Origin of the sequence: Paramesorhizobium leguminum (assembly GCF_003217235.1) — a bacterium.
Classification (GTDB): domain Bacteria; phylum Pseudomonadota; class Alphaproteobacteria; order Rhizobiales; family Rhizobiaceae; genus Paramesorhizobium; species Paramesorhizobium leguminum.
The window spans coordinates 145,260-168,086 of record NZ_QJTF01000004.1 but is presented as its reverse complement, the minus strand read 5'-3'; the positions used below and the strand labels follow the sequence as shown (position 1 = coordinate 168,086).

Sequence of the window (22,827 nt, the reverse complement as noted above, 5' to 3'; positions counted from 1 at the left end):
AAGCAAGGCGTCGATGGGTTGATCGCTCAATATTCAGCGGCTTATCAGGTGCCGGAACCCTTGGTCCGGCGTGTCGTGGAGCGGGAAAGTAAATTCAATCCCGCCGCGCGCAACGGTCCCTATCTGGGGTTGATGCAGATCAGGCACGACACGGCGCGGGCCATGGGCTATCCTGGTCCGGCGAATGGGTTGCTCAATGCCGAAACCAACCTTAAATATGGTGTGAAGTATCTTGCCGGCGCCTATCTCGTGGCAGACCGCAACGAGGCGCAAGCCGTGCGCTTTTATTCGCGCGGGTTTTATTACGATGCCAAGCGCAAGGGACTGCTCGAGGAAACCGGATTGAAGCCGCAAGCGTTCAGTGCCGAACCGGCGCTTCCCGCGGCCTTTACGCCCCCGGCAGTCATTCCGGACCGACCGGTGCGTATCGGTGTTACCCCCTCATCCGATTGACAAATTGGGGGTTCATGCTTTCGTAACAGGGGCTTGTTACTTCTTTGTTTTACGCAAGTCCGGACGGAAAACCGCTTCACACTTTTCCTGGACTTGCTTTGGAGTTTTACGCAAGTCCGCTGGGAAAACGGTTCCCGTTTTTCCCGGGAAAACCGCTTCACATTTTTCCTGGACTTGCTTTGGACAGCCCTGAGAAAGGCACCCCGTTGCAATGGCTGATCGTTTAAAAATACCGGAGCAACTTCGCTGGGATTATGACATCGCCGAATTGTGGGCCGATGGAATCGTCCATGTCGTCGGCGTGGTTTTCGCGGTCATAGGGGCGATTGCAATGGTCGCCTTTTCACTTCGCGCCGACCCGCCGCACCTTTTCATCGCGGCGATTATCTATGCCACAAGCCTCGTCACGGCGCTCGGCATATCGGCGGTCTATAATATCTGGCCGGTCACGCCGACGAAATGGTTCCTGCGCCGCTTTGATCATTCGATGATCTATGTCCTGATCGCCGGAACCTATACGCCCTTCGTCATCCAGATGGGCGGGCAATCATGGCTGCTACTGGCGGCACTGTGGACAATCGCCATTATCGGCATTGCGATCAAGCTCTTCCTGCCAGGCCGCTTCGACCGGCTTTCCATTCTTCTTTATCTGGCGCTCGGATGGAGCGGCGTGCTCATCTACGATTCAATGGTCACATCGCTCTCTCCCGCCGTCATCTGGCTGATCGCCGCCGGCGGTATCGTTTATTCGCTAGGCGTGATCTTCCATGTCTGGCGCCGCTTGCGCTTCCATAACGCAATCTGGCATGCCTTCGTCGCCGTCGGCGCGGCATTGCACTATGGCGCGGTGTTCTACTCCATCTCGGTGTCCTGAGCCTGGATCCCTTGATCTTTCAAGATTAATGAAAATCGCGCGATTTCGGCAGGATGCGCGCATTGCGCGGATGCCGGGCAATCGATTTTCCGGCTGACTGGGCGGAACCGGCATGCGGCGGCTCCAGGTACGGCCGGTCTGCGAGGCCCCGGTCTGCGAGACCAATGAGTTCGCCGGACCGGTCGAAAAGCCTTTTCGCGACCACATGCACCACACCTTCCTTGCTGCGTTGCACATGGCCCTCGACCATGAGCAGCCGGGAACCCATGACCTCCTTGCGCTGGATCGCCATCAGCTTCGACCAGACAACGATATTGGCGATGCCGGTTTCATCCTCGATAGTGATAAAGACGACGCCCCTGGCACTGCCCGGCCTCTGCCGGATGGTGACGACGCCGGCGACCTTGACCCCTTGGCCGTTTCTCGCCGTCGCGGCTTCGCGGCAACTGATCGCTCCCTCGCTCTCCAGGCCATCGCGTAAAAACTGCAGGGGATGTCCCTTGAGCGACAAGCGCGTCGTCTCGTAATCGACGATGACGTGTTCCGGCATTTCCATTGCCGGGAGCAGAACCTCTGCCTCGTCCGCCAGTTCCGCTGCCTGCGCCGCCTCGAAAAGCGGCATGGTCTCGTCGTTCGGCAGACGGCGTACGCCCCAGAGGGCCTGTCTGCGATCAATATCGAGCGAGCCGAACGCATCGGCATCGGCGAGAGCCATGAAGGCACGCCTTTCCAAATGGGTGCGGCGATGCAGCTCCTCGATGCTCGGATAGCCGGTAGCGCCGCGCCTTTCGCATAATTTCTTCGACCAGTTCTCTGAAAAGCCGCTGATCTGGCGAAAGCCGAGCCGCAGGGCGAGTGTGCCATCCGCGGTGTGTTCAAGCGTGCTATCCCAGAAGCTGAAATTGATATCGACCGGGCGAACCTCGACGGCATGATCGCGAGCGTCGCGGACGATCTGGGCCGGGGCATAGAAACCCATGGGCTGGGAATTGAGGAGGGCCGCGGCGAAAACCGCCGGGTGATGACACTTGATCCAGGCCGAGACATAAACGAGCACGGCAAAGCTCGCTGCATGGCTTTCGGGAAAGCCATATTCGCCGAAACCTTTGATCTGGTTGAAGCAATTCTCGGCGAAGACCGGATCGTAACCGCGTACGATCATTTTGCCGACCATCTTTTCCTGCAGCTCATGGATCGTGCCCATATGCCGGAAGGTCGCCATGGCGCGGCGCAACTGGTTGGCCTCTTCGGGCGTGAACCGCGCCGCATCGATGGCGATCCGCATCGCCTGTTCCTGAAACAGCGGCACGCCCAGGGTTTTTTCCAGGATGTTGCGCAACTCGTTCTTGTCGCCATGTTTGGGCGAAGGGGCCGGATAATGCACCTTCTCTTCCCCATTGCGGCGGCGCAGATAAGGATGCACCATATCGCCTTGAATGGGTCCGGGCCGCACGATCGCCACCTCGATCACCAGATCGTAGAATTTCCGGGGTTTGAGCCTTGGCAGCATGCTCATCTGCGCCCGGCTTTCCACCTGGAAGACGCCGATCGAATCGGCGCGGCACAGCATGTCATAGACCGCCGGGTCCGCCTGCGGCACAGTCGCCAGCTCCAGCCGCCGGCCGCCATGAAGATGAATGAGGTCGAAGGCCTTGCGAATGCAGGTAAGCATGCCGAGCGACAGCACGTCGACCTTCATGAGCTTGACGGCATCGATATCGTCCTTGTCCCACTCGATGAAGCTTCGGTCCTTCATCGCCGCCGGCCCGATCGGCACGGTCTCGTCCAGCCGCTCCTGCGTCAGCACGAAGCCGCCGACATGCTGCGACAGATGGCGCGGGAAACCGATCAGCTCGGAGGCAAGCGCGACGGCGCGACGTATCATCGGGTTTTGCGGATCGAGGCCCGCCTGCCGCACCTCGCGCGTCTCCAGCCCTCCGCCGGAAATGCCCCAGACCGTGCCGGCGAGCGCCGCCGTCACGTCCTCGGTCAAGCCCAGCGCCTTGCCGACATCGCGAATGGCGCTGCGCGAACGGTAGCTGATGACCGTCGCGACGATGGCCGCGCGCGTTCTGCCGTAACGCTTGTAGACATACTGCATCACCTCCTCGCGCCGCTCATGCTCGAAATCAACATCGATATCTGGCGGTTCCCGCCGCTCCGCGGAAATGAACCGCTCGAAAAGAAGGTCGCTCTGCGCCGGATCGACCGCCGTGATGCCAAGACAATAGCAGACGGCGGAATTGGCCGCCGAGCCGCGCCCCTGGCACAGGATATTCTGCGAGCGGGCATATTGGACGATGTCATGAACGGTCAGGAAATAGGGCGCATACTTCAATTTCCCGATCAGTTTCAGCTCTTTTTCCAGGAGATCGCGGACCTTTTGCGGGATTTTTTCCGCGCCATAGCGCTCCTCAGCGCCCTCCCAAGCGATATCCTCCAGATGCTGCTGCGGGGTCTTGCCTGGTGGCACCGGCTCGTCGGGATAGGCTTCGCTCAATAAATCCAGTGAAAAAGCGATGGGCGCGGTGAAGGCTTGCGTGGCGGCGATCGCGTCCGGAAAAGCGCGGAACAGGCGCGCCATCTCGGCTGGCGGTTTCAAATGTCGTTCGGCATTCTTCTCCAGCTTTCGCCCGGCCGCATCGATCGTCACATGCTCGCGAATGCAGGTCAGAACATCCTGCAGGGGGCGACGCTCCGGGGCATGGTAAAGTACATCATTGACCGCCAGAAGCGGCAGCCCAGCATCGCGTGCCAGCCGAGCCAGCGCTTCCGCCCGCCGCGCATCGGCGCCTCGATGCGGCATGGATAGCGCAAGCCAGACTGAATCCGGCGCGACGAGGCTTATTCCATGCAGGAAAGCAGGGAATGCCGCATCCGGCTCATCCGGGGGGAAAACGGCGATCTGAAAAGCCTTTGCCCTAAACAGGAAATCCTTCCAATAGAGATGGCACTCGCCCTTTATCCCCGCCCGCGCCTTGCCTTCGCTCAGACAGCGGCAGAGCTGGCCGTAAGCCGCCCTGTCACGCGGATAAACGAGCAGATCCGGCGTGCCGTCGACGAAAGCCAGGCGGCAACCGATGAAAAGCCTGACCGGGAAGCCCTTCTCCTGCAGGTCGCGCTGCGCAATATGCGCGCGGACCACGCCGGCGAGCGTGTTGCGATCCGCAATACCGATGCCGGATAGGCCCAACTCCACCGCCGCCTTCACCAGTTCACTGGGGTGGGAGGCGCCGCGCAGAAAGGAGAAGTTGCTGCTGACTGCGAGTTCGCAATAATCCTGCATGGCCCGTCTCACGCAAAAAGCCCGTGGAGGAACCATTGGGGCGCATGATCGCGGCCATAAAGCCCCTCGCGGAAGATCCAGAACCGGCGTCCGGCATTGTCCTCTATGCGATAATAATCGCGCGCCCTGGCATCCAGATTATCGCGCCACCATTCCGGCGCGATCCGCTCCGGCCCCTCGGCAAGCGCAACCTCATGCAGGACGCGCCGCCAGCGGAACTGCATGGGCGGCCCGTCAGGTAACCCCGCCACGGCTTCAATGCGCTGCGGCGGCTGAAACAGGCGAATGGGACGCGCCGGCGGATCGCCGACCGTGCGGTACCCATCGGACGCGAATCTCGGTCGCGCCAGCGCTTCATCCGCTGTCTGGTGGATGGCCGGCATCATCGAGAAGGCCCGTTCGGGAATATGCGAATCGACGGCCAAGGAACGCTGAACCCGTGCGGGGCCGAGACGGGCCGAAAGCCGGTCGACCAGCGCACCGATACCGGATGCCGTTTCACGCCTGACATCGAGGCTCGTCTGCCTGTGGACGACGCGTTCCACGCGAAGCGCCGCCAATTGCACCGCATCGAAACCATAGCCCGCGTCGAGCGGCTCGGAGAGCGCGGAAAGCCGCTCCCCGATCAGGCGAAAGAACGGCGCGGTCTCGACAAGCGGACGCCCGGCCTGAACGGCAATGCGGCGCACCTGACCGTCGACGCGGAAGAAGGCCGCTTCTATCTCGCGCGCGCCTTCGCCGCGCTCTTCAAGCGAGGAAAACAATTCATCGCCCAATTGCCGGAGCAGCATCTCGACCGCCTCCATGGCGATCAGCGGTTCCGCCATTCGCCGCTGGGCAGTGCTGACCGGAACCATGCGGAGCGGCGAGACAGGCCTGGCGGCGCGGCCGAAAAGCGCGTCGAGCCGGTTCACCACGGCCTCGCCGAAACGTGCTGTCAGCGCAGCGCGCGGGAGAGCCGCGACATCGCCAAGCTCACGCAAACCTGCCCGCTTCAAGCCGACAAGGCTGGTCTCCTCAATCTCCAGGGCGACCAGCGGCAGGCGCAATATGCTGTCATCGCCAACATCGGAAAAAACACCGCCCCGCGAAAACCGGGCAAGCGCGCGGGCGGCGGCGGCATTGCCTGAGATGGCGGCCTTGACCGCGAAACCGTACTTGCGCAAGCGCGTTACCACATCCCGCAGCATGGCTTCCAGCCCGCCGAAGAGATGGTCGCAGCCGGTGACATCCAGCACGATGCCATGCGGCGGATCGAAGGCGACAAGCGGCGAATAGCGGTGGCACCAGTCGGCCAGCTGACCCAGAAGCCGCTGATCCTCGGCGGGCGCGGCGGTGGCAACCTCCAGATTCTGGAACAGGGCGCGCGCATCCGTCAACGCCATGCCGATCCGAAGACCGGCGGCAGCGGCATGGCTATCGACCGCCGTCAGCCGCAGAGCATTGGCGATCCGGTCGACAACGATGAGCGGCGCATCAACGGCCCTGCCCTGCGGATTTTCGCGCTGCAGCCGGTCGGTGGAAAGGTACGGGAACCATAGCGCCAGAAAATGTCTCGACGGGTTTGAAGATGTTTTCATCGATATTCCATTCCATGATCCAATGTCCTGTCGCACCTTGGCGGTTGCGCAAAAGCGTGACGTCGAAAGCCGGCGCGCCCGGCGTCCCTATGCCACTTGCCCATCCACCACTTGCCCATCCACCGCTTGCCCATCCACCGCTTGATTGCGATGGCGCGGCGGCGATCCGCCAGCGCGCCAATGCGGCGCTGCCGCCGGGTGTATTGTCCTGCATCAACAAAAATGCCGGCACATCCCCTTCCCGCGCGGCCAGCTGCAAACGCCGCGAAGCCGTCAGATCGAGGCATTTCGGCGCCCCCCATGGCGCGATTACCACGGCGCCGATGCCCGCAACCTCCAGCGCATCGGAAGCGCCCCGCAGCACATCCTTCGCCGACGGACAGCGCACGACCAGAAGCCGCTGGGGGTCGAAGCCCAGCGCGGCGAGGCCCGGCGGATAGATACCGCCGCTTTCGCGTCCCACGACATCTTCCTCCAGCCAGACGACCGGGCGCTCGCCATCCGAGGCCCGCAATGCAAGGGCGAGAGCGAACCCCATCGCTGCGCCCGCATCGCCTGCCTGCGCCGCGAATATCTCGTGCAGCGCGCCTCGCCGCAGCCCTCCGGCGAATACCCGATCCGCCTCATCAACCCCCAGGGTGAAGACGGAACGGCGGGAATCATCCCCTTGAGCATCCTTGCCATCAATAGCCGCAACAGCGCGCCGCAACGCCGAAAGATCGACGGTGCTCACAATACCAACCTCTATGATTGTTCTACATTTGTTCTAGTATTGAATCGCGTGAAGGAAGAGTCAAGCCGGAAAAGCCGATGCTCAGCGTCCACTGGCGTTCGGGTGCCGACCTTGCACCTCGACGTGAAAAATTGCAGTCGAAACCTAAAAAGCCTCCCTTCGCGAAAAGGGAGGCTTCTTGTTTGCGATATCAGCCTGATTACTTATGGTCGCGCGCGGCGAGCGTGCGCAGGCGCAGGGCGTTCAGCTTGATGAAGCCGGCGGCGTCTTTCTGGTCGTAGGCGCCCTGATCGTCCTCGAAGGTGACGAGCTTGTCGGAATAGAGCGACTTGCCGCTCTCGCGACCGATGACCATGACATTGCCCTTGTAGAGCTTCAGCGTCACTTCGCCCTCGACATTTTTCTGGCTCAGGTCAATGGCCGCCTGCAGCATCTCGCGTTCCGGCGAGAACCAGAAGCCGTAATAGATGAGCTCGGCATAGCGCGGCATCAGCTCGTCCTTCAAATGCGCTGCGCCGCGGTCGAGCGTGATCGATTCGATGGCGCGGTGAGCGGCGAGCAGGATCGTACCGCCGGGCGTCTCATAGACGCCGCGCGATTTCATGCCGACGAAGCGGTTCTCGACAAGGTCGAGACGACCGATGCCGTTATCGCGGCCATAGTCGTTGAGCTTTGCCAGAAGCGTGGCGGGCGAGAGCCGCTCGCCATTGATCGAAACGGCGTCGCCCTTCTCGAAGCCGACCTTGATGATGGTCGCCTTGTCAGGCGCGGCCTCAGGCGAAATGGTGCGCATGTGCACATATTCCGGCGCTTCCACTGCAGGATCTTCCAACACCTTGCCTTCGGACGAAGAGTGCAGCAGATTGGCGTCAACCGAGAACGGGGCCTCACCCTTTTTGTCCTTGGCCACCGGGATCTGGTGCTTTTCGGCGAATTCGAGCAGATCGGTGCGGCTCTTGAAGGTCCAGTCGCGCCAGGGGGCGATGATCTTGATATCCGGGTTGAGCGCATAGGCCGAAAGCTCGAAGCGCACCTGGTCGTTGCCCTTGCCGGTCGCGCCATGGGCGATGGCGTCGGCGCCGGTCTTCTTCGCGATCTCGATCAGATGCTTGGAAATCAGAGGGCGGGCAATGGAGGTGCCCAAGAGATAGACGCCCTCATAGACGGCATTGGCGCGGAACATCGGGAAGACGAAATCGCGTACGAACTCCTCGCGCACATCCTCGATGAAAATTTCCTTGATGCCCAGCATCTCGGCCTTCTTGCGCGCCGGCTCCAGCTCCTCGCCTTGGCCCAGATCAGCGGTGAAGGTCACGACCTCCGCGCCCAGCTCCGTCTGGAGCCATTTCAGGATGATCGAAGTGTCGAGGCCGCCCGAGTAAGCGAGCACGACCTTCTTGACGTCTTTCCACTTGTTCATGTTCTTTGTCCGTATGATGCCATGAGAGTTCGGCAGGTCTTTTATCAGCTAGGCACAAGCAAGCACAAGCTGAAGGGTCATACCGCTTGCGGTTCGCCGACTTCATAAAGCCGGAGATTGCGGTCGCCGATGCCGAGCCGAGGCCATGTGGCGCGCCAGTCGGATATATGGGCGGAGGCGAAATGCCGGTCCAGCGATATCCGGTCGCGCCACATCTCCTTCACATGGATGAGGCCCGGTTCCAGAAGGTCTTCAGCGTAGCAATATTCAACGCAGCCGTCTTCTGCCCGGCTTGCCAGAATCATGCCCTGCATGACCTCGCGCGCAAGTGCCAGGTTTTCCGGCGGCAAGCGGACGGTTCCAACGATGAGCAGCATTTTATCCCGTTCCTTTTGGTTATGAAGTCATTTAGCATGCTGCATTCCTTTGGAGCGCAATCAATGTCTTTCCTGACAAATTTGCCTTTTGTTCCCGATTGGCCTGTCCTCGTCCAGTTCGCCATCGCATCCGTTATCCTGACGATCACGCCGGGGCCGGATATGACGCTCTTCGTCGGGCGGGCACTGGCGCAAGGGCGCGCGGCGGCCCTCGCCTGTCTTGCCGGCACCAGCACCGGTATCGCCATTCATACCTCAATGGTCGCGCTTGGTCTCTCCGCGCTGATCGTCGCCTCGCCGAAGGCCTTCTTCGTGCTAAAGATCGTCGGCGCCGGTTATCTCATCTGGCTCGCCATCCAGGCGATCCGCAACGGCTCGGCCTTCTCGCCCGAAAAGACAGGCGGAGGCTCGCAGAGTCTCTTCCAGAATTGGTTGACCGGGCTCGGCATCGATCTGCTCAATCCGAAGATCATTCTGTTCTTCATGACCTTCCTGCCGCAATTCGTCTCGGCCAGCGACCCGCACGCGCCCGGAAAGCTGTTCTTCCTTGGGCTGTCCTTCATCCCGCTGTCGCTGCCCTTCGTCATTCCGATGATCCTCGCAGCCGACAAATTCGCCGGCTTGCTGAAAAAGAACCCGACCGTGACGCGGATCACCGACTGGCTGTTCGCCGGCGTCTTCTCGGCTTTTGCATGCAAAATTTTGCTAACGCAGGCGAAATGAGGTCTAGCGTCTGCGCCCGGCGGAGCGCCCCGCGATCAGCCAATAGATGGACCCGGCGACGATGCCCGCCACTGCTATTGCAGCGGTAATGAAAGGATAGCTCCAGGGTCCGGACTGCATATGCATGAAGAGACCAAAACTGACGACGTACATTCCCACCAGCAGGCCGGTGAAGCTATGGAACAGCCAGCCCCGGCGAGCCGTGGACTCTGCCCACACGATGACCCAAAGGGCAGGAATGAAGGTCGAGACCCCGACATAAAAAATCAGAGCCTGAAAACCTTCGAGGCCGGTACTCGATATTTTTTCCATGGCGGTCAGATTGGCGAGTTCGCGATTGCCGAAGGGGAGCAGCACGGCCATGATACAGGCGGCAACGATCACCGATACCAGCCACCCGGTCAAGGCCAGAATGAAGCGCCAGAGATAATAGAACACGCTATTCATTGTTCACCATGCCCTGCGACCATAGCCGGCATCATGATATAACAGGCGAAGCGTTCAATTTGTTCCAAACTGCAGAATGGATTATCCGTGCCGGGCCAAGAGTTTAGCGCCATCAGCCGTTCGCCGGCGTTTCCCGGCATTGCGATGACGATTAGTCAGCGCCTCGGCCCAGCGGACCGCCCCGCGATCAACCAATAGACCGAGCCGGCGATGATGCCGGCTGCTGCTGCCGTGGCAGAGAAAAGGACATAGTCCGAAGACCCGGCCTGCGCATTGTAAAAAAGCTGGTAGCCGACAATGCCCACGCCCATCAGCAGCCCGGCGAGGCTATAGAACAGCCAGTCCCGGCGAGAGGCGAATTCCGCCCATACGATGATGAAAAGCGAAGGAATGAAGGTTCCGGTCGCCACGTAAAAAACCGTAAACGGCGTGGTCGCGAGGCTGACTTGCAAAATGGTTTCCACGGCGCCCTGATCGGCTGGGCCGTGGTTGCCTGCGGCGAAGAGCAGTGTCGTCAGGACAACGGCGGCGGCGATCACCGCCGCCAGCCAGCCCATCGATGCCAGAATGAAGCGCCAGATCAGGTAAAAAAAGTCGCTCATCTTTTAGCCGCAAGTCCGGACGGATCGGAGCGGGATCAACAAACAGTCCAGTGGACTGTTTGTCCCGCGTAGGTGCTGCACACTTTTCCTGGACTTGCTCAATCCTCGCCGTGCCCCGCAATCATCATGGCCTCAAGCGCGAGGCGATCCGTCTTGCGCATGCGTTCGGATTCCGATTTCAGCTGGCCGCAGGCGGCGAGGATGTCGCGCCCGCGCGGCGTGCGGATCGGCGAAGCATAGCCGGCATTGTTGACATAATCGGCGAAGCGCTCGATCTGCTCCCAGTCGGAGCACTGATAATTCGTGCCCGGCCAGGGATTGAACGGGATCAGGTTGATCTTGGCCGGAATGCCCTTGAGCAACCGCACCAGTTCCTTGGCATCATCGAGGCTGTCGTTGACGTCCTTCAACATCACATATTCGAAGGTGATGCGCCGGGCGTTGGAAAGGCCGGGATAGGCGCGGCAGGCGGCGATAAGTTCCTTGAGCGGATATTTCTTGTTGATCGGCACCAGCATGTCGCGCAGATCGTCGCGCACCGCATGGAGCGAAATCGCCAGCATGACGCCGATTTCCTCGCCGGTGCGGTAAATCTCCGGCACAACGCCCGAGGTTGACAGCGTGATGCGGCGCTTTGAGAGCGAGAGACCGTCGCCATCGGAGGCGATGAGCAGCGCCTTCTTCACTTCCTCGAAATTATAGAGCGGCTCGCCCATGCCCATCATGACGATGTTCGTCACCTTGCGGCCATCGGCGGGCACCATCGCGCCGTCCGGCGTGTTCTGATCCGGAAAATCGCCGAGACGATCGCGCGCGGCCATGAGCTGGCCTAGGATTTCCTCCGCCGTCAGGTTGCGCACCAGCTTCTGCGTGCCGGTGTGACAGAAGGAGCAGGTGAGTGTGCAGCCGACCTGGCTCGATATGCAGAGCGTGCCGCGCCCTTCCTCGGGGATGTAGACGGTTTCGATCTCGACCGGCCTACCGGCGCCGCGCGGGGGAAACCGGAACAGCCATTTGCGGGTGCCGTCATTGGAAATCTGCTCGTCGACGATTTCCGGACGTCCGATGGAGAAATGCTGCGCCAAAAGCGACCGCATATCCTTGGAGATGTTGAGCATGTCGGCGAAATCCGCCACGCCGCGCACATAGAGCCAGTGCCACAATTGCGCGACGCGCATCTTGACCTGCCGCTCCGGCACGCCGATGCCGGCCAGCGCCTCGCCCATCTCGGCGCGCGTCAGGCCGACAAGCGACGGCTTCGGCGTCAGGTTCGCGCGAGCGGCCTGGGCAAGCGCGTCACGCGCGGATGGAATGGTCAAGTCAAACGAAATGGACATCGGCTTTTCAGGAACTTGGGGTTTTCAACATTCAAGGAATTTCGGGATAATATGGGGCTTCGCCCATCGCTGCGCCAGTCGCAAGGCGCATTTCGGGCGGCTCATAGCATGGAAAGGGCTGGGCGTCACCCCAGCGCTCTCCTTCCCCCTTGCGGGGAAGGTGCCCGCGGAGCGGGCGGATGGGGGTGGTGAAGGCAGCGCGCTGTGACCGCCCGTTGGAGCACAATCGTCACCACCCCCACCCGACCCTACGGGCCACCCTCCCCGCAAGGGGGAGGGAAAGGGAGAGCCTGCAAAGCAAAAAGGCTGGAGTTTCCTCCAGCCTTCCTCATTTCTATAAGCAATAGCCTACTTACACTTCTGAATTGCCGCAAGCGCCGCCGAAATGCCTTTCAGCGAATAGGTATAGCTCGTGGCGGTGCCGCGCTTGGAGACGGCCTTCACCGACATGTCCGCGGCGCCGCGCATGGCGGCTATCAGTTGCGGCTCTTCCGCCGCGTTCTCCATCCAGCCGGACTTGCCGTTGACGAACATGGTGAAGCTGCGTTTGCCCACGGTCACGATCGCCTTGGAATTGGCCTGCAGCTCATAGCCCGCCATGAACTGCGGTTCGAACGAGACATTCTGGCCGGGCTTCTGGCTCACCAGGAAGAAATTGTCGCCATGATCGACGCTGGCAGGCGTCTTCTGGGTCGGCACCGAAAGGACGTAGCAGACCTTGCCGTTGGCCGACTGGTAGCTATAAGCGCCCCACGCGTTGAACTGGCTGATCTGGCTCGGGGTTTGCGCGAGTGCCACACCCGCCATCCCCATCATGAACACAGAAGCCGCGACGATCGATTTTCCAAGCATGTTCCTACCGGTTTTCTTTCGTTTGCTTCATACCTTGGCCTGAACTCTAGCACGAATTCCGGCCCGAGATCGGGATGGCCGTCGCGATTCCCCCGCGCCTATCCCGCTCCAATTCCCTCTTAATTTGACTTAATCTGGGTTACGAAACGGTGAAGTTTTGCGGATGCGCCATGCTTTTCTGAATGAAAAAGCTCAAAGCCCCTGAAGCGGTGTTGTGGAACCTCGGATTTCATCCAAAACAAAGGCGAGAATGTGATCCGCCGAAGCGATCCAGCGGACAAGCATCCACCTATGCTTACCCATCGGTTAAGGGACGAATCAGTCCAGTTTCGCAAGCGCCTTGCGGGCGGCCTCGCGGTGTGCAGGCGTGATGTGCGATCGCACCGCTCGCAGCGCCGTCATCAGCACCGCGATATCGTCCGTGAAGCCGAAGGGCAGCAGAAAGTCGGGAATGAAATCGAGCGGCAGCACGAAATAGGCAAGCGCAGCCATAAGCGTGACCCGCACACGCCGGGGCGTGTGGGGATCGAGCGCGCAATAATAGGCGGCGACCACATCCTCCATGAAGGGGATGTAGCGAGCGGCCTTGCGCACCGTTTTCCAGAACAGGGCGCGCACTCGTTTTTCCCGCCGCCTTTGCGTTTTTTCGCTGCCGGGCGCGAGAATTTCGCCGATCTTGACCTTGTCCATCATGCGCATCTCCGAATCCGGGTCAAACATGGGATGCCCAAGCCATGCCCGCAAGGGGAGCGGAACGGGCCGTCAAAACGTTCTTTGCGCACTTATATGTATGGGAGGCGCCTGGCGACGCGACTGGAGCGGCCAAGCTTCTTCTATGACATAGGGGCCGCCGCCGACCGAATCGCGCGACGACATCAGCACGAAGCGCCCAACACGGAACGGCACCGTGGCGAAATTGCCGCGTGACGAGAGATAGAATGCCACATCGTCGGCGCGGACGTTCTTGAGCCGCGCAAGCGTGACATGCGGCGTGAATTTGCGGGGATCAGCGGATAATCCCAGCCGCTGGCAGATGCGCTCGATCTCCGCCTGAAGCGCGAAGAGATCGGACGAAGGCGCCACGCCCGCATATATGCTGTGCGGCTTCTTCGAGCCGAAAGCGCCGACGCCGGAAAGGTTGAGCATAAATTCCGGACGACGGATACGGTCGAGCGCATTAGCGATTTCGTCGGCCATATGGCCTTCGACATCTCCGAAAAAACGCAAGGTTATGTGGTAGTTCTCGACATCAATCCAGCGTGCGCCGATGAGGCCGCCCCGTAAAAGCGAAAGCGAGAGCGCGGCGTCGCGCGGAATTTCGAGGGCAGTGAAAAGACGCGGCATGGCATCCTCCTCGAATCGTTCTACCCCTCTAGCGAAACACCGAATGGGAGGAAGAGCAAGCCGTTTGTTCTCGCGCGTTCGGGCAAGGTGAACAAAGAGTGCGTTTACCTCTGTTAATTCTGTTGCAGAACCTTCTCCAACACCGGCAGGAAGCCTTCAACCATGCGCGCCACTCCTTCGGCGTTCGGGTGCATTCCATCATCCAGAAGCAGGGTCTTTTGCGCCGCAACGCCATCGAGAAAAAACGGATAAAACGCCACGCCGTATTTTTCCGCCAGGCGCGGATAGATGGCGTCGAACCGCGCGGCATAGGCCTTACCCATATTGGGCGGGGCGAGCATTCCGGCCAGCACCACGGTTATGCCCCGCGCTTTCAGGCGGGCAAGCATGGCGTCAAGATTTTGCTCGGCGATGTCAGGCGAGATGCCTCGCAGCGCATCGTTCGCGCCAAGTTCCAGAATGACCAGTTCCGTACCGTCGGGGATGGACCAGTCGAGCCGGGCGAGGCCCGCCGCCGTGGTGTCACCGGAAACGCCGGCATTCTCTATCGCCACATTGTAACCCGCCTTCTTCAACGCCTGTTCGAGACGGGCGGGAAAGGCATCTTCAGGGGGCAACTGGTAGCCGGCCATGAGGCTGTCGCCGAAGCCGACGATGCGAATGGGCTTTCCGTCCGCGCCAGCGCGTGTCTGGCTTTCTGCCATCGGCACCAGGATCAGGCTGAAAAAAACAAGCGAGGCGACCATGAAAATGGCCGCAAATGCATGAACCGGTTTGAATCTCATCGACGGCAACCCATATCAAAATGCCCTTCCCATGCGATCTCGCATATTCGATCCAGCATATAGGAACTTCTGCCCGTGAAAGAACCCATGATCGCTCTCGACGATGTCCATCTGACCCTCGGGAGCGGCGCTTCCACGGTGCATGTTCTCAAAGGGGTATCGCTTGCAATCGAAGCGGGCGAATCGACCGGCATCGTCGGTCCATCAGGCTCGGGCAAATCGACGCTGCTCATGGTGCTGGCCGGGCTGGAGCGCATCGACAGCGGCACGGTGTCGGTGGCGGGCGCAAAGCTCAACGCGATGAGCGAGGATCAGGCGGCGGCGTTTCGCGGCCGCAATATCGGCATCGTCTTCCAGTCCTTCCATTTGATCCCGAACATGACGGCGCTTGAAAACGCGGCGGTTCCGCTGGAACTCGCCGGTCACCCCGACGCCTTCGAAATCGCGGCGCGGGAATTGAAGGCGGTCGGGCTCGAGCATCGCATGACGCATTATCCGGGCGAACTCTCCGGCGGCGAACAGCAGCGCGTGGCGATTGCCCGCGCGCTGGCGCCTTCGCCGAAGATACTCATCGCCGACGAGCCTACCGGCAATCTCGATGCGGCCACCGGCACGAAGATCGCCGATCTCCTCTTTCAGGCGCAGCGCGAGCAGGGGCTGACGCTGGTCCTCGTCACGCATGATGCCGCGCTTGCCGCGCGCTGCAATCGCGAAATCCACATGCGCTCCGGGCAAATCGAACCGGATGCGACCGAGGCCGCCACGCGCATCGTCGCGGTGAATTCATGAGCGGCGGGCGTCCTGGACTTGCTCTGGCCCTTCGCTTCGCCTTGCGCGAGATGCGCGGCGGCCTTTCGGGCTTCTACATCTTCCTTGCCTGCATCGCGCTTGGCGTCGCGGCCATCGGCGGCGTCAACTCCGTGGCGCAGTCGATCGGCGAGGGCATTGCCACACAGGGGCAGTCGATCCTCGGCGGCGACATGCGGTTCGAATTGAACCAGCGCGAGGCCTCGCCTGAAGAACATGCTTTCCTCGCGGGAGAGGGGCGGCTGGCGCAAAGCGCGTCCATGCGCTCGATGGTCCGGCTACCCGACGGTTCCGACCAATCGCTGGTGGAGGTGAAAGCGGTCGATGATGCCTATCCGCTCTTCGGCAAGCTGGAGACCGCGCCGGCGATGCCGCACGGCGCCCTGTTCGGCGCGAAGAACGGCGTCTACGGCGCGGCCACATCGCAAGGCCTTCTCGACCGGCTCAACCTCAAGCTCGGCGACCGGGTGGCGCTAGGGCAGGCGACGTTCGAACTGCGCAGCATCATCAATAGCGAACCCGACATGCTGTCGGACGGCTTCGGCTTCGCGCCGCGCTTCATGGTTTCGCTCGACGGACTCAGGGCATCGGGTCTCATCCAGCCGGGAAGCCTTGTCGAACACGTCTACAAGCTTGCCCTGCCCGCCGGGACGACTGAAGCCGGCATCAAGGCGATAGAAGCGCAAGCGCAGCAGAAATTTCCGCAAGCGGGGTGGAGCATCCGCACCCGCAGCAATGCGGCCCCTGCGCTTTCGGCCAATATCGAGCGCTTCTCGCAATTCCTGACGCTCGTCGGGCTGACGGCCCTCATCGTCGGCGGGGTCGGAGTCGCCAATGCGGTGCGCGCCTATCTCGACGGCAAGCGGGGCGTCATCGCCACCTTCAAATCCCTGGGCGCGCCCGCCAATTTCGTGCTTCTCACCTATCTCATACAAATATTCATCATCGCCCTCATCGGCATCGCCATCGGCCTTGTCCTTGCGATAGCAGCGCCCTATGCGGCGGCGGCTGGCCTTTCCTCTCTCCTGCCGGTCGCCGATGCCGGCGGCATCTATCCGGGTGCGCTGGCGATGGCCGCGATCTTCGGCGTGGTGACGACGCTCGCCTTTGCCATTCTGCCGTTGGGGCGCGCCCGCGACATTCCCGCCACCGCGCTTTTCCGCGAACAGGGCTTCGACCAGCGCGGCTGGCCGCGCGCCGTCTATGTCATCGTGGCGGCAGGGCTGATCCTGCTCCTGGCGGGCCTCGCCATCCATTTCGCCTATGACCGGATGATCGCCACGATCTTCATCGTATCGACGGTTTTCGCCTTCCTGATTCTTCGGGCGGTGGCGACCGGAGTGCAATGGCTGGCGCGCCGCGCGCCGCGCGTGCGCTCTACAGCGCTTCGGCTCGCCATCGGCAATATCCATCGCCCCGGCGCGCTCACATCCTCGGTGATCCTGTCGCTCGGCCTCGGACTGACGCTGCTGGTGGCGCTGGCGCTGATCGACGGCAATCTGCGCCGCCAGATATCCGAGAGTATTCCAGAGCACGCGCCGAACTTCTTCTTCGTCGATATCCAGAGCGCGGAAGTCGACAATTTCAAGAAGCTGCTCCAGCAGGAAGCGCCAGACGGCAAGATCGTCAGCGCGCCGATGCTGCGCGGACGCATCGTGGCGCTCAACGGCACCGATGTCACCAAGCTCACCATTCCGCCGCAGGGCGCATGGGTGCTGCGCGGCGACCGGGGCATCACCTATGCGCAGAATATCCCGGAAAACTCGACGCTCACCGGGGGGCAATGGTGGCCCAAGGATTATTCCGGCGAGCCGCTCGTCTCATTCTCCGAAAAGGAAGCCAAGGAGCTTGGCCTCAAGCTCGGCGATACGGTGACGGTCAACGTGCTCGGGCGCAACGTGACCGCCAGGATCGCCAATTTCCGGCAGGTGCAGTGGGAATCGCTCGCCATCAATTTCGTCATGGTGTTCTCGCCCAACACCTTCGCCGGTGCGCCGCATGCATGGCTGGCGACCCTGACGGAGCCCAGTGCCACACCTGAACGGGAGGCACAGGTGCTGCGCGCGGTGACGCAAGGCTTTCCGGCCGTCACCTCGGTGCGCGTCAAGGATGCCATCGATGTCGCCAACAATCTGGTCAGCCAGCTTGCGACAGCCATTCGCGCGGCAGCGGCCGTTGCGCTCGGCGCTTCGGTTCTGGTGCTCGGCGGGGCGCTGGCGGCGGGCAACCGGGCGCGCATTCACGATGCGGTGGTGCTGAAGACGCTGGGCGCTACGCGGCGCACCCTGATCAAGGCGTTTTCGCTGGAATATCTGATGCTGGGGCTGGCGACGGCGGTCTTCGCTCTTTTCGCCGGCGGCGTCGCCGGCTGGTATGTGGTGGCGCGCGTGATGCAGCTTCAGGCGCAATTTTTGCCCGATGTGGCGCTCTCGACGGTCGTCATCGCGCTGGTGCTGACAGTGGGCTTCGGCCTTCTGGGCACTTGGCGCGTGCTCGGCCACAAGGCTGCTTCCGTTCTGCGCAACCCATGACAATGGCTGGGATCATGCTCTAAATTTCACCGCATAATCTTATCCGAAAAGTCTGCAACTTTTCGGGATCACGCTCTAAATCATGCTAGAAATGGGAGAAGTACTTGTGAAAGGCGCGGTGAATCCCCATAATCTTGGGCAGGCATGCTGGTGTCCCGCCAGCGGCGCCTGGGGAGCGCCCCCGACACCGGACGGGACAACGCAAGAGGAAACAAATGGTTGACTATCGAAACATGCAAGCCCGAAGCCCGGCTGGCGTCCGTGTAGACACTGGCGTCGACCAGGGCCTCCGCAGCTATATGCTTGGCGTCTACAACATGATGGCCCTGGGTCTCGCCGTAACTGGCGTCGCGGCTCTTGGCACATCGGTACTCGCCCAGTCGAACCCGGCATTCGCCCAGCTTCTTTACACCAGCCCGTTGCGCTGGGTGATCATGCTGGCTCCGCTTGCCGCCGTATTTTTCCTGAGCTTCCGCATCGAAAGCCTGAGCGTCGGCACGGCGCGAGCGGTCTTCTGGGGCTATGCCGCCCTCGTCGGCCTGTCGCTGTCGTCCATCTTCCTGGTCTTCACCGGCCAGTCCATCGTGCGAACGTTCTTCGTGACCGCCGCCTCGTTCGGCGCGCTGTCGCTCTATGGCTACACGACCAAGCGGGATCTCTCCGCGATGGGCTCGTTCCTGATCATGGGCGTGTTCGGCCTGATCATCGCCTCGGTCGTCAATATTTTCCTTGGCTCGACTGCACTGCAGTTCGCCATCTCGGTTCTCGGCGTCCTGATCTTCGCCGGCCTGACGGCATTCGACACACAGCAGATCAAGGAAATGTATTTCGAAGGCGACTCATCCGACACGATGGGCCGCAAGATCGTGATGGGCGCGCTGAGGCTCTATCTCGACTTCATCAACATGTTCATGTTCCTGCTCCAGTTCATGGGCAACAACCGGAACTGATGTTCGGAACCAATACGAAATGCAAAGGGCAGCGGAAACGCTGCCCTTTTTATTTATGAACGAACCGGCCCCGGAGCCGGCTTCAAGCGATGCTCTTCATTCCGTCCAGCTCTGCAAGCACTTCCTCCGGCAGTTCGATTTCCGCCACGGCGAGATTCTCCTTCAGATGCTCGAGGGATGAGGTGCCGGGGATGAGGAGAATGTTGGGCGCGCGGTGCAGCAGCCAGGCGAGCGCCACCTGCATGGGCGTGGCGCCCAGGCGACGGGCTACATCCGACAGTGTAGAAGACTGCAGCGGCGTGAAACCACCCAGCGGGAAGAATGGCACATAGGCAATGCCGTCGCGAGCGAGTTCGTCAATCATCGCATCGTCCGACCGGTGCGCGATATTGTACATGTTCTGTACGCAGACGATCTCCGTGATCCCGCGCCCTTCCGCGAGCTGCGCCGGCGTGACGTTACTCAGGCCGATGTGACGCACAAGGCCTTGCCGCTTGAGTTCGGCAAGAGCGGTCAGCGGCGCCTCGATCGACCCTTCGGCAGGGCCATGCGGATCGAACAGGATGCGAAGGTTGACCACATCAAGCACAGTGAGACCGAGATTGCGCAGATTATCGTGCACGGCTTTGGTCAGCTCCTCAGGCGAGAACGCAGGAAGCCACGAGGCATCTGACCCACGCCTTGCGCCGATCTTGGTAACGATGACGAGATCATCAGGATAAGGATGGAGCGCCTCGCGGATCAGTTTGTTGGTGACGTGGGGCCCGTAGAAATCGCTGGTGTCGATGTGGTTGACGCCACTTTCCACCGCCGCGCGCAACACCGCCAAAGCGGCATCGTGATCCTTCGGCGGCCCGAATACGCCAGGGCCTGCCAACTGCATGGCGCCATAGCCAAGCCGGTTCACCGTGCGGTCGCCGAGCATATAGGTGTCTGATAGGCCGGTATTCGACATGATCGATCTCCTTGTTTGATAAACTGGAGATAAGCATTGTCCGTTCCGGCGACAATCAGGTACAATCGGCACAGCTTGTGCGGAGATGCGAACAATAAAAATCGATCTGGGAGATCTCAACGCCTTCGTGGCAGTGGCGCGTGCGGGTGGTTTTCGCGATGGCGCTCGCGCCAGCGGGTCAAGCGCATCGGGCCTCAGCGAGGCGGTGCGGCGGCTTGAAGCGCAACTCGGCGTCAGGCTTTTCAACCGGACGACGCGCAGCGTTGTTCTGACCGAAGCGGGTAAAGGTCTTCTGGAACGGCTTGGCCCGGCGCTGACGGAAGTCGAAGCCGCGCTGGACGTGGCGAACCACTATCGCGACAGGCCGGCGGGTCTCTTGCGCCTTAACGTACCGGTCAGCGCGGCGCGGCTGGTATTGCCCGGCATCGTTCCACATTTTCTCACCGCCTATCCCGATATCCGGCTGGAGGTGATCACCGAGGAAAGCTTCGTCGACGTGCTTGCCGCCGGGTGCGATGCCGGCATTCGCTACGAAGAGCGACTGGAGCAGGATATGATCGCGGTGCCGATAGGGCCGCGTATCCAGCGCTACGCTATCGCCGCCTCTCCGGCCTATCTCGAGACCCGAGGCCGGCCGCAGCATCCGCGCGATCTGCTCGACCATGCCTGCCTGCGCCACCGCTTTCCCAGCGGCGCGATGCCGCCATGGGAGTTCGAGCGCGACGGCGAGAGTGTGCTGATCGACCCCACAGGGCCGCTGATCGTGCAGGCCGGCGGGGCCGTCGATCTTGCCGTCGACGCGGCAATCGCCGGCCTCGGCATCGTCGGGCTATTCGAGGACTGGCTGCGTCCGCATTTCGAAAGCGGTGCTCTTGAACCCGTGCTCGAACCCTGGTGGCCGCGCTTTTCCGGCCCGTTTCTTTACTATCCCGGACGACGCCTCGTGCCCGCGCCGCTCCGGGCTTTCATAGATTTCATCAAGGGGTAGAGTTGTTTCAAGCTATTCCGGCAAATTTTTAACCGCAGTTATCACCACTGAACCAGCCGCAGGCTTTTGTCGAAGACCCGCAGGACGCGATCCAGCTCGTGACCGCGCTTCAATATCAAGCCGCTGGCGGCGATGACGCAATAGGCGCCCTGCCGCTGCGCCAGTTTCGGGTTTTTCTCGATGCGAAACAACGGAACCTCGCTGGCGCGGCGAAAGATCGAGAAGACGGCGCGGTCGTCCAAATGGTCGATGGCATAATCCCGCCATTCACCGGAACAGACCATTTGCCCATAGATACGCAGGACTTGATTGAGTTCATGGCGGTTGAACGTTACCGGCGGTGTATGCCGTTGCCGTCCAGCTCTTGCCGCATCGATGGAGACGGTTGGCGCCTCGATTTCGGATGAACTCTTGTTTCCGCCACCGTCCATCAGATCCTCTTCAGCTCAGTGCCGATGACAATTCCATGAATGAAAAGTGAAGCCTCGCGGGCCGCTTTTCAAGATAAATTGAACCCTTCGGTTAAAAATCAGCCCATTCCTCACGAAACGCTACACCCTGTATCCATAGGTGACGGAGCGCCACATTTTCGCCTTTTACCGTTCGCATTGCAGCCCGATTATGCCAGCACATTCCACCCGTTGCCTGAGACGGTTCGGTCTGGACATGCCCAACCCCAAGCCCCCCGCCCAATGGGCTGTCCGGACCGAACCAGCAACAAAGGCGCCATGCCTTAAAGGCTTCTAAAAACCACTCAGCTTTTTAGAAGCCGCAAATGGCAACAGCCACGACAGCTTTGGGCTGGCAAATGCCGGCCTCTTTTTTATCCGAAACTTCTTCATTTTTCTGAAAAGTCCACCAGCCGGTCAGCGCCCCGGCGCAGCATCGATGCGCCCAAAATGCCGCCCAGACGATTATCGTTACCTACCTCCTGCAAAAGCACCGCGCAGCCGGACGCCTTTTTGTTCGCCAGTTCCGAGGCGGGAATCTCGACGCGGAGCGGCTTGCCATCCCACATGCCGATCGTTTCGATATCGCGAACCGCGTTGCGATAGGTTACCGCGCGTCCGCTGTTTTCGCCCTTGCCGATGGGGACGGTCGCCTGATCATCGAAATAGGCAACGATGAGATGCACGGGCGTCTCGGGTTTCTTGCCAGACCCCACCTCGATGACGATGCGCTGGCCGTCCTGTCTGGTAATAGCAACAGGTACGCTGAGGCCACCCGGGCCGCTAGCCATCCGCGCGATACCTGATTTGATGCCTTCCGCATTGTTGCCGTTGATCTCAACCCGGCCGTTCACAATAACCTGCGGGGTATAGATCATGCGCGCCTTCATGGCGTTGCGATACGCATTCTGGCGCGCCGTATTTTCCGGTGTCGCGAGCGTGTCGCGCCAGCCCAGATAATCCCAATAATCGACATGGAAGGAGAGCGCCACGACATCCGACCGATTGGCAAGCTCGCTCAATGTGACATCGGCCGGCGGGCAGGAAACACAGCCCTGACTGGTGAAGAGTTCAACCACGCCACGGCTGGAAGAGGCGGCTCGTGGCCCATACATATCGTCCGCCTCACGCGCGATAGCCGGGGAAAATTGCGCGGAAAAGGCAAGAAGACCGGCAAACAGCGAAAGATTCCGCGCGTTTGGAGCGTGGAAATATCGGCTGACGGTCGGTTCCAAAGATCTTCCTCCGGCTATTGCTCCGCGGGACGCCGCTATCACAAGCGATACCCGCAATTACTTTTAGGCAATCGCTGGATCAACGAGAAGTCACATTGG

21 protein-coding genes and 1 pseudogene are annotated in these 22,827 nt (G+C 61.0%); 7 read left to right on the top strand and 15 right to left on the bottom strand.

The annotated features are described in order from the left end of the window. Nucleotides 1–12: 12 nt before the first annotated feature. Nucleotides 13–453: pseudogene (locus C7477_RS05145) on the top strand (transglycosylase SLT domain-containing protein); the annotation flags it as partial. A 211-nt stretch (nt 454–664) separates the two neighbouring features. Next, a complete protein-coding gene (gene trhA, locus C7477_RS05135) occupies nt 665–1,327 on the top strand; it encodes a PAQR family membrane homeostasis protein TrhA (protein ID WP_110749681.1) in 663 nt (220 codons plus the stop codon). Between the two features lie 25 nt (nt 1,328–1,352). On the opposite strand, the gene C7477_RS05130 is transcribed toward trhA, so the two are convergent. The 5 genes from C7477_RS05130 to C7477_RS05110 form a co-directional block, all read right to left on the bottom strand. Continuing rightward, nucleotides 1,353–4,613, bottom strand: coding sequence for an error-prone DNA polymerase (locus C7477_RS05130; protein WP_110749679.1), 3,261 nt, complete (start codon nt 4,611–4,613; stop codon nt 1,353–1,355). Nucleotides 4,614–4,621: 8 nt separating this feature from the next. Next, nucleotides 4,622–6,193: a Y-family DNA polymerase gene (locus C7477_RS05125; protein ID WP_110749677.1), complete on the bottom strand. Its 1,572-nt coding sequence runs from the start codon at nt 6,191–6,193 to the stop codon at nt 4,622–4,624. After that, nucleotides 6,090–6,926, bottom strand: coding sequence for an ImuA family protein (locus tag C7477_RS05120; RefSeq protein ID WP_110749675.1), 837 nt, complete (start codon nt 6,924–6,926; stop codon nt 6,090–6,092). Before C7477_RS05120 ends, C7477_RS05125 begins: the two co-directional genes overlap by 104 nt. A 199-nt stretch (nt 6,927–7,125) precedes the next feature. Further along, the gene (locus C7477_RS05115) at nt 7,126–8,346 is read right to left on the bottom strand and encodes an argininosuccinate synthase (protein WP_110749673.1); all 1,221 of its coding nucleotides are present in this window, start codon (nt 8,344–8,346) and stop codon (nt 7,126–7,128) included. 77 nt (nt 8,347–8,423) lie between these two features. Beyond that, complete coding sequence (locus C7477_RS05110) at nt 8,424–8,723, bottom strand: putative quinol monooxygenase (protein ID WP_110749671.1); 300 nt, start codon at nt 8,721–8,723, stop codon at nt 8,424–8,426. A 63-nt stretch (nt 8,724–8,786) separates the two neighbouring features. On the opposite strand from C7477_RS05110, the gene C7477_RS05105 reads away from it, so the two are divergent. After that, nucleotides 8,787–9,446, top strand: a complete 660-nt coding sequence (locus C7477_RS05105; RefSeq protein ID WP_110749825.1) for a LysE family translocator — start codon at nt 8,787–8,789, stop codon at nt 9,444–9,446. A gap of 3 nt (nt 9,447–9,449) precedes the next feature. On the opposite strand, the gene C7477_RS05100 is transcribed toward C7477_RS05105, so the two are convergent. The 7 genes from C7477_RS05100 to C7477_RS05065 all read right to left on the bottom strand — a co-directional run bounded on the left by C7477_RS05100 (nt 9,450) and on the right by C7477_RS05065 (nt 14,813). Beyond that, entirely contained in the window at nt 9,450–9,893 is a 444-nt protein-coding gene (locus C7477_RS05100) for a hypothetical protein (RefSeq protein WP_110749669.1), read from the bottom strand. A 155-nt stretch (nt 9,894–10,048) separates the two neighbouring features. Then, a complete protein-coding gene (locus C7477_RS05095) occupies nt 10,049–10,495 on the bottom strand; it encodes a hypothetical protein (protein WP_110749668.1) in 447 nt (148 codons plus the stop codon). 98 nt (nt 10,496–10,593) lie between these two features. After that, a complete protein-coding gene (gene rlmN, locus C7477_RS05090) occupies nt 10,594–11,832 on the bottom strand; it encodes a dual-specificity RNA methyltransferase RlmN (protein WP_110749667.1) in 1,239 nt (412 codons plus the stop codon). Between the two features lie 348 nt (nt 11,833–12,180). Further along, nucleotides 12,181–12,684 (bottom strand): invasion associated locus B family protein, encoded by a 504-nt coding sequence (locus C7477_RS05080; RefSeq protein ID WP_110749665.1) that lies wholly within the window; start codon nt 12,682–12,684, stop codon nt 12,181–12,183. A gap of 318 nt (nt 12,685–13,002) precedes the next feature. Then, entirely contained in the window at nt 13,003–13,374 is a 372-nt protein-coding gene (locus C7477_RS05075) for a YkvA family protein (protein WP_110749823.1), read from the bottom strand. A gap of 72 nt (nt 13,375–13,446) precedes the next feature. Further along, nucleotides 13,447–14,028, bottom strand: coding sequence for an RNA 2',3'-cyclic phosphodiesterase (gene thpR, locus C7477_RS05070; protein WP_110749664.1), 582 nt, complete (start codon nt 14,026–14,028; stop codon nt 13,447–13,449). Nucleotides 14,029–14,141: 113 nt separating this feature from the next. Beyond that, nucleotides 14,142–14,813, bottom strand: coding sequence for an arylesterase (locus tag C7477_RS05065; protein ID WP_110749663.1), 672 nt, complete (start codon nt 14,811–14,813; stop codon nt 14,142–14,144). A gap of 87 nt (nt 14,814–14,900) precedes the next feature. Between C7477_RS05065 and C7477_RS05060 the strand changes: the two genes are divergently transcribed. The 3 genes from C7477_RS05060 (at nt 14,901) to C7477_RS05050 (ending at nt 19,101) form a co-directional block, all read left to right on the top strand. After that, nucleotides 14,901–15,602: an ABC transporter ATP-binding protein gene (locus tag C7477_RS05060; protein ID WP_181418354.1), complete on the top strand. Its 702-nt coding sequence runs from the start codon at nt 14,901–14,903 to the stop codon at nt 15,600–15,602. Next, nucleotides 15,599–18,151, top strand: coding sequence for an ABC transporter permease (locus C7477_RS05055; RefSeq protein WP_110749659.1), 2,553 nt, complete (start codon nt 15,599–15,601; stop codon nt 18,149–18,151). The genes C7477_RS05060 and C7477_RS05055 overlap by 4 nt, the downstream gene beginning before the upstream one ends. A 215-nt stretch (nt 18,152–18,366) precedes the next feature. Then, nucleotides 18,367–19,101, top strand: coding sequence for a Bax inhibitor-1/YccA family protein (locus C7477_RS05050; protein ID WP_110749657.1), 735 nt, complete (start codon nt 18,367–18,369; stop codon nt 19,099–19,101). A gap of 82 nt (nt 19,102–19,183) precedes the next feature. Here the strand turns inward: C7477_RS05050 and C7477_RS05045 are convergent, their stop codons facing one another. Continuing rightward, a complete protein-coding gene (locus C7477_RS05045; RefSeq protein WP_110749655.1) occupies nt 19,184–20,056 on the bottom strand; it encodes an aldo/keto reductase family oxidoreductase in 873 nt (290 codons plus the stop codon). 94 nt (nt 20,057–20,150) lie between these two features. Between C7477_RS05045 and C7477_RS05040 the strand changes: the two genes are divergently transcribed. Continuing rightward, the gene (locus C7477_RS05040; protein WP_181418353.1) at nt 20,151–21,044 is read left to right on the top strand and encodes a LysR family transcriptional regulator; all 894 of its coding nucleotides are present in this window, start codon (nt 20,151–20,153) and stop codon (nt 21,042–21,044) included. 41 nt (nt 21,045–21,085) lie between these two features. On the opposite strand, the gene C7477_RS05035 is transcribed toward C7477_RS05040, so the two are convergent. Next, on the bottom strand, nt 21,086–21,475 hold the full coding sequence (locus C7477_RS05035; RefSeq protein ID WP_110749651.1) for a DUF2794 domain-containing protein: 390 nt from the start codon (nt 21,473–21,475) through the stop codon (nt 21,086–21,088). A 407-nt stretch (nt 21,476–21,882) separates the two neighbouring features. Continuing rightward, nucleotides 21,883–22,608: a DUF1223 domain-containing protein gene (locus tag C7477_RS05030; protein ID WP_110749821.1), complete on the bottom strand. Its 726-nt coding sequence runs from the start codon at nt 22,606–22,608 to the stop codon at nt 21,883–21,885. Between the last annotated feature and the right edge of the window lie 219 nt (nt 22,609–22,827).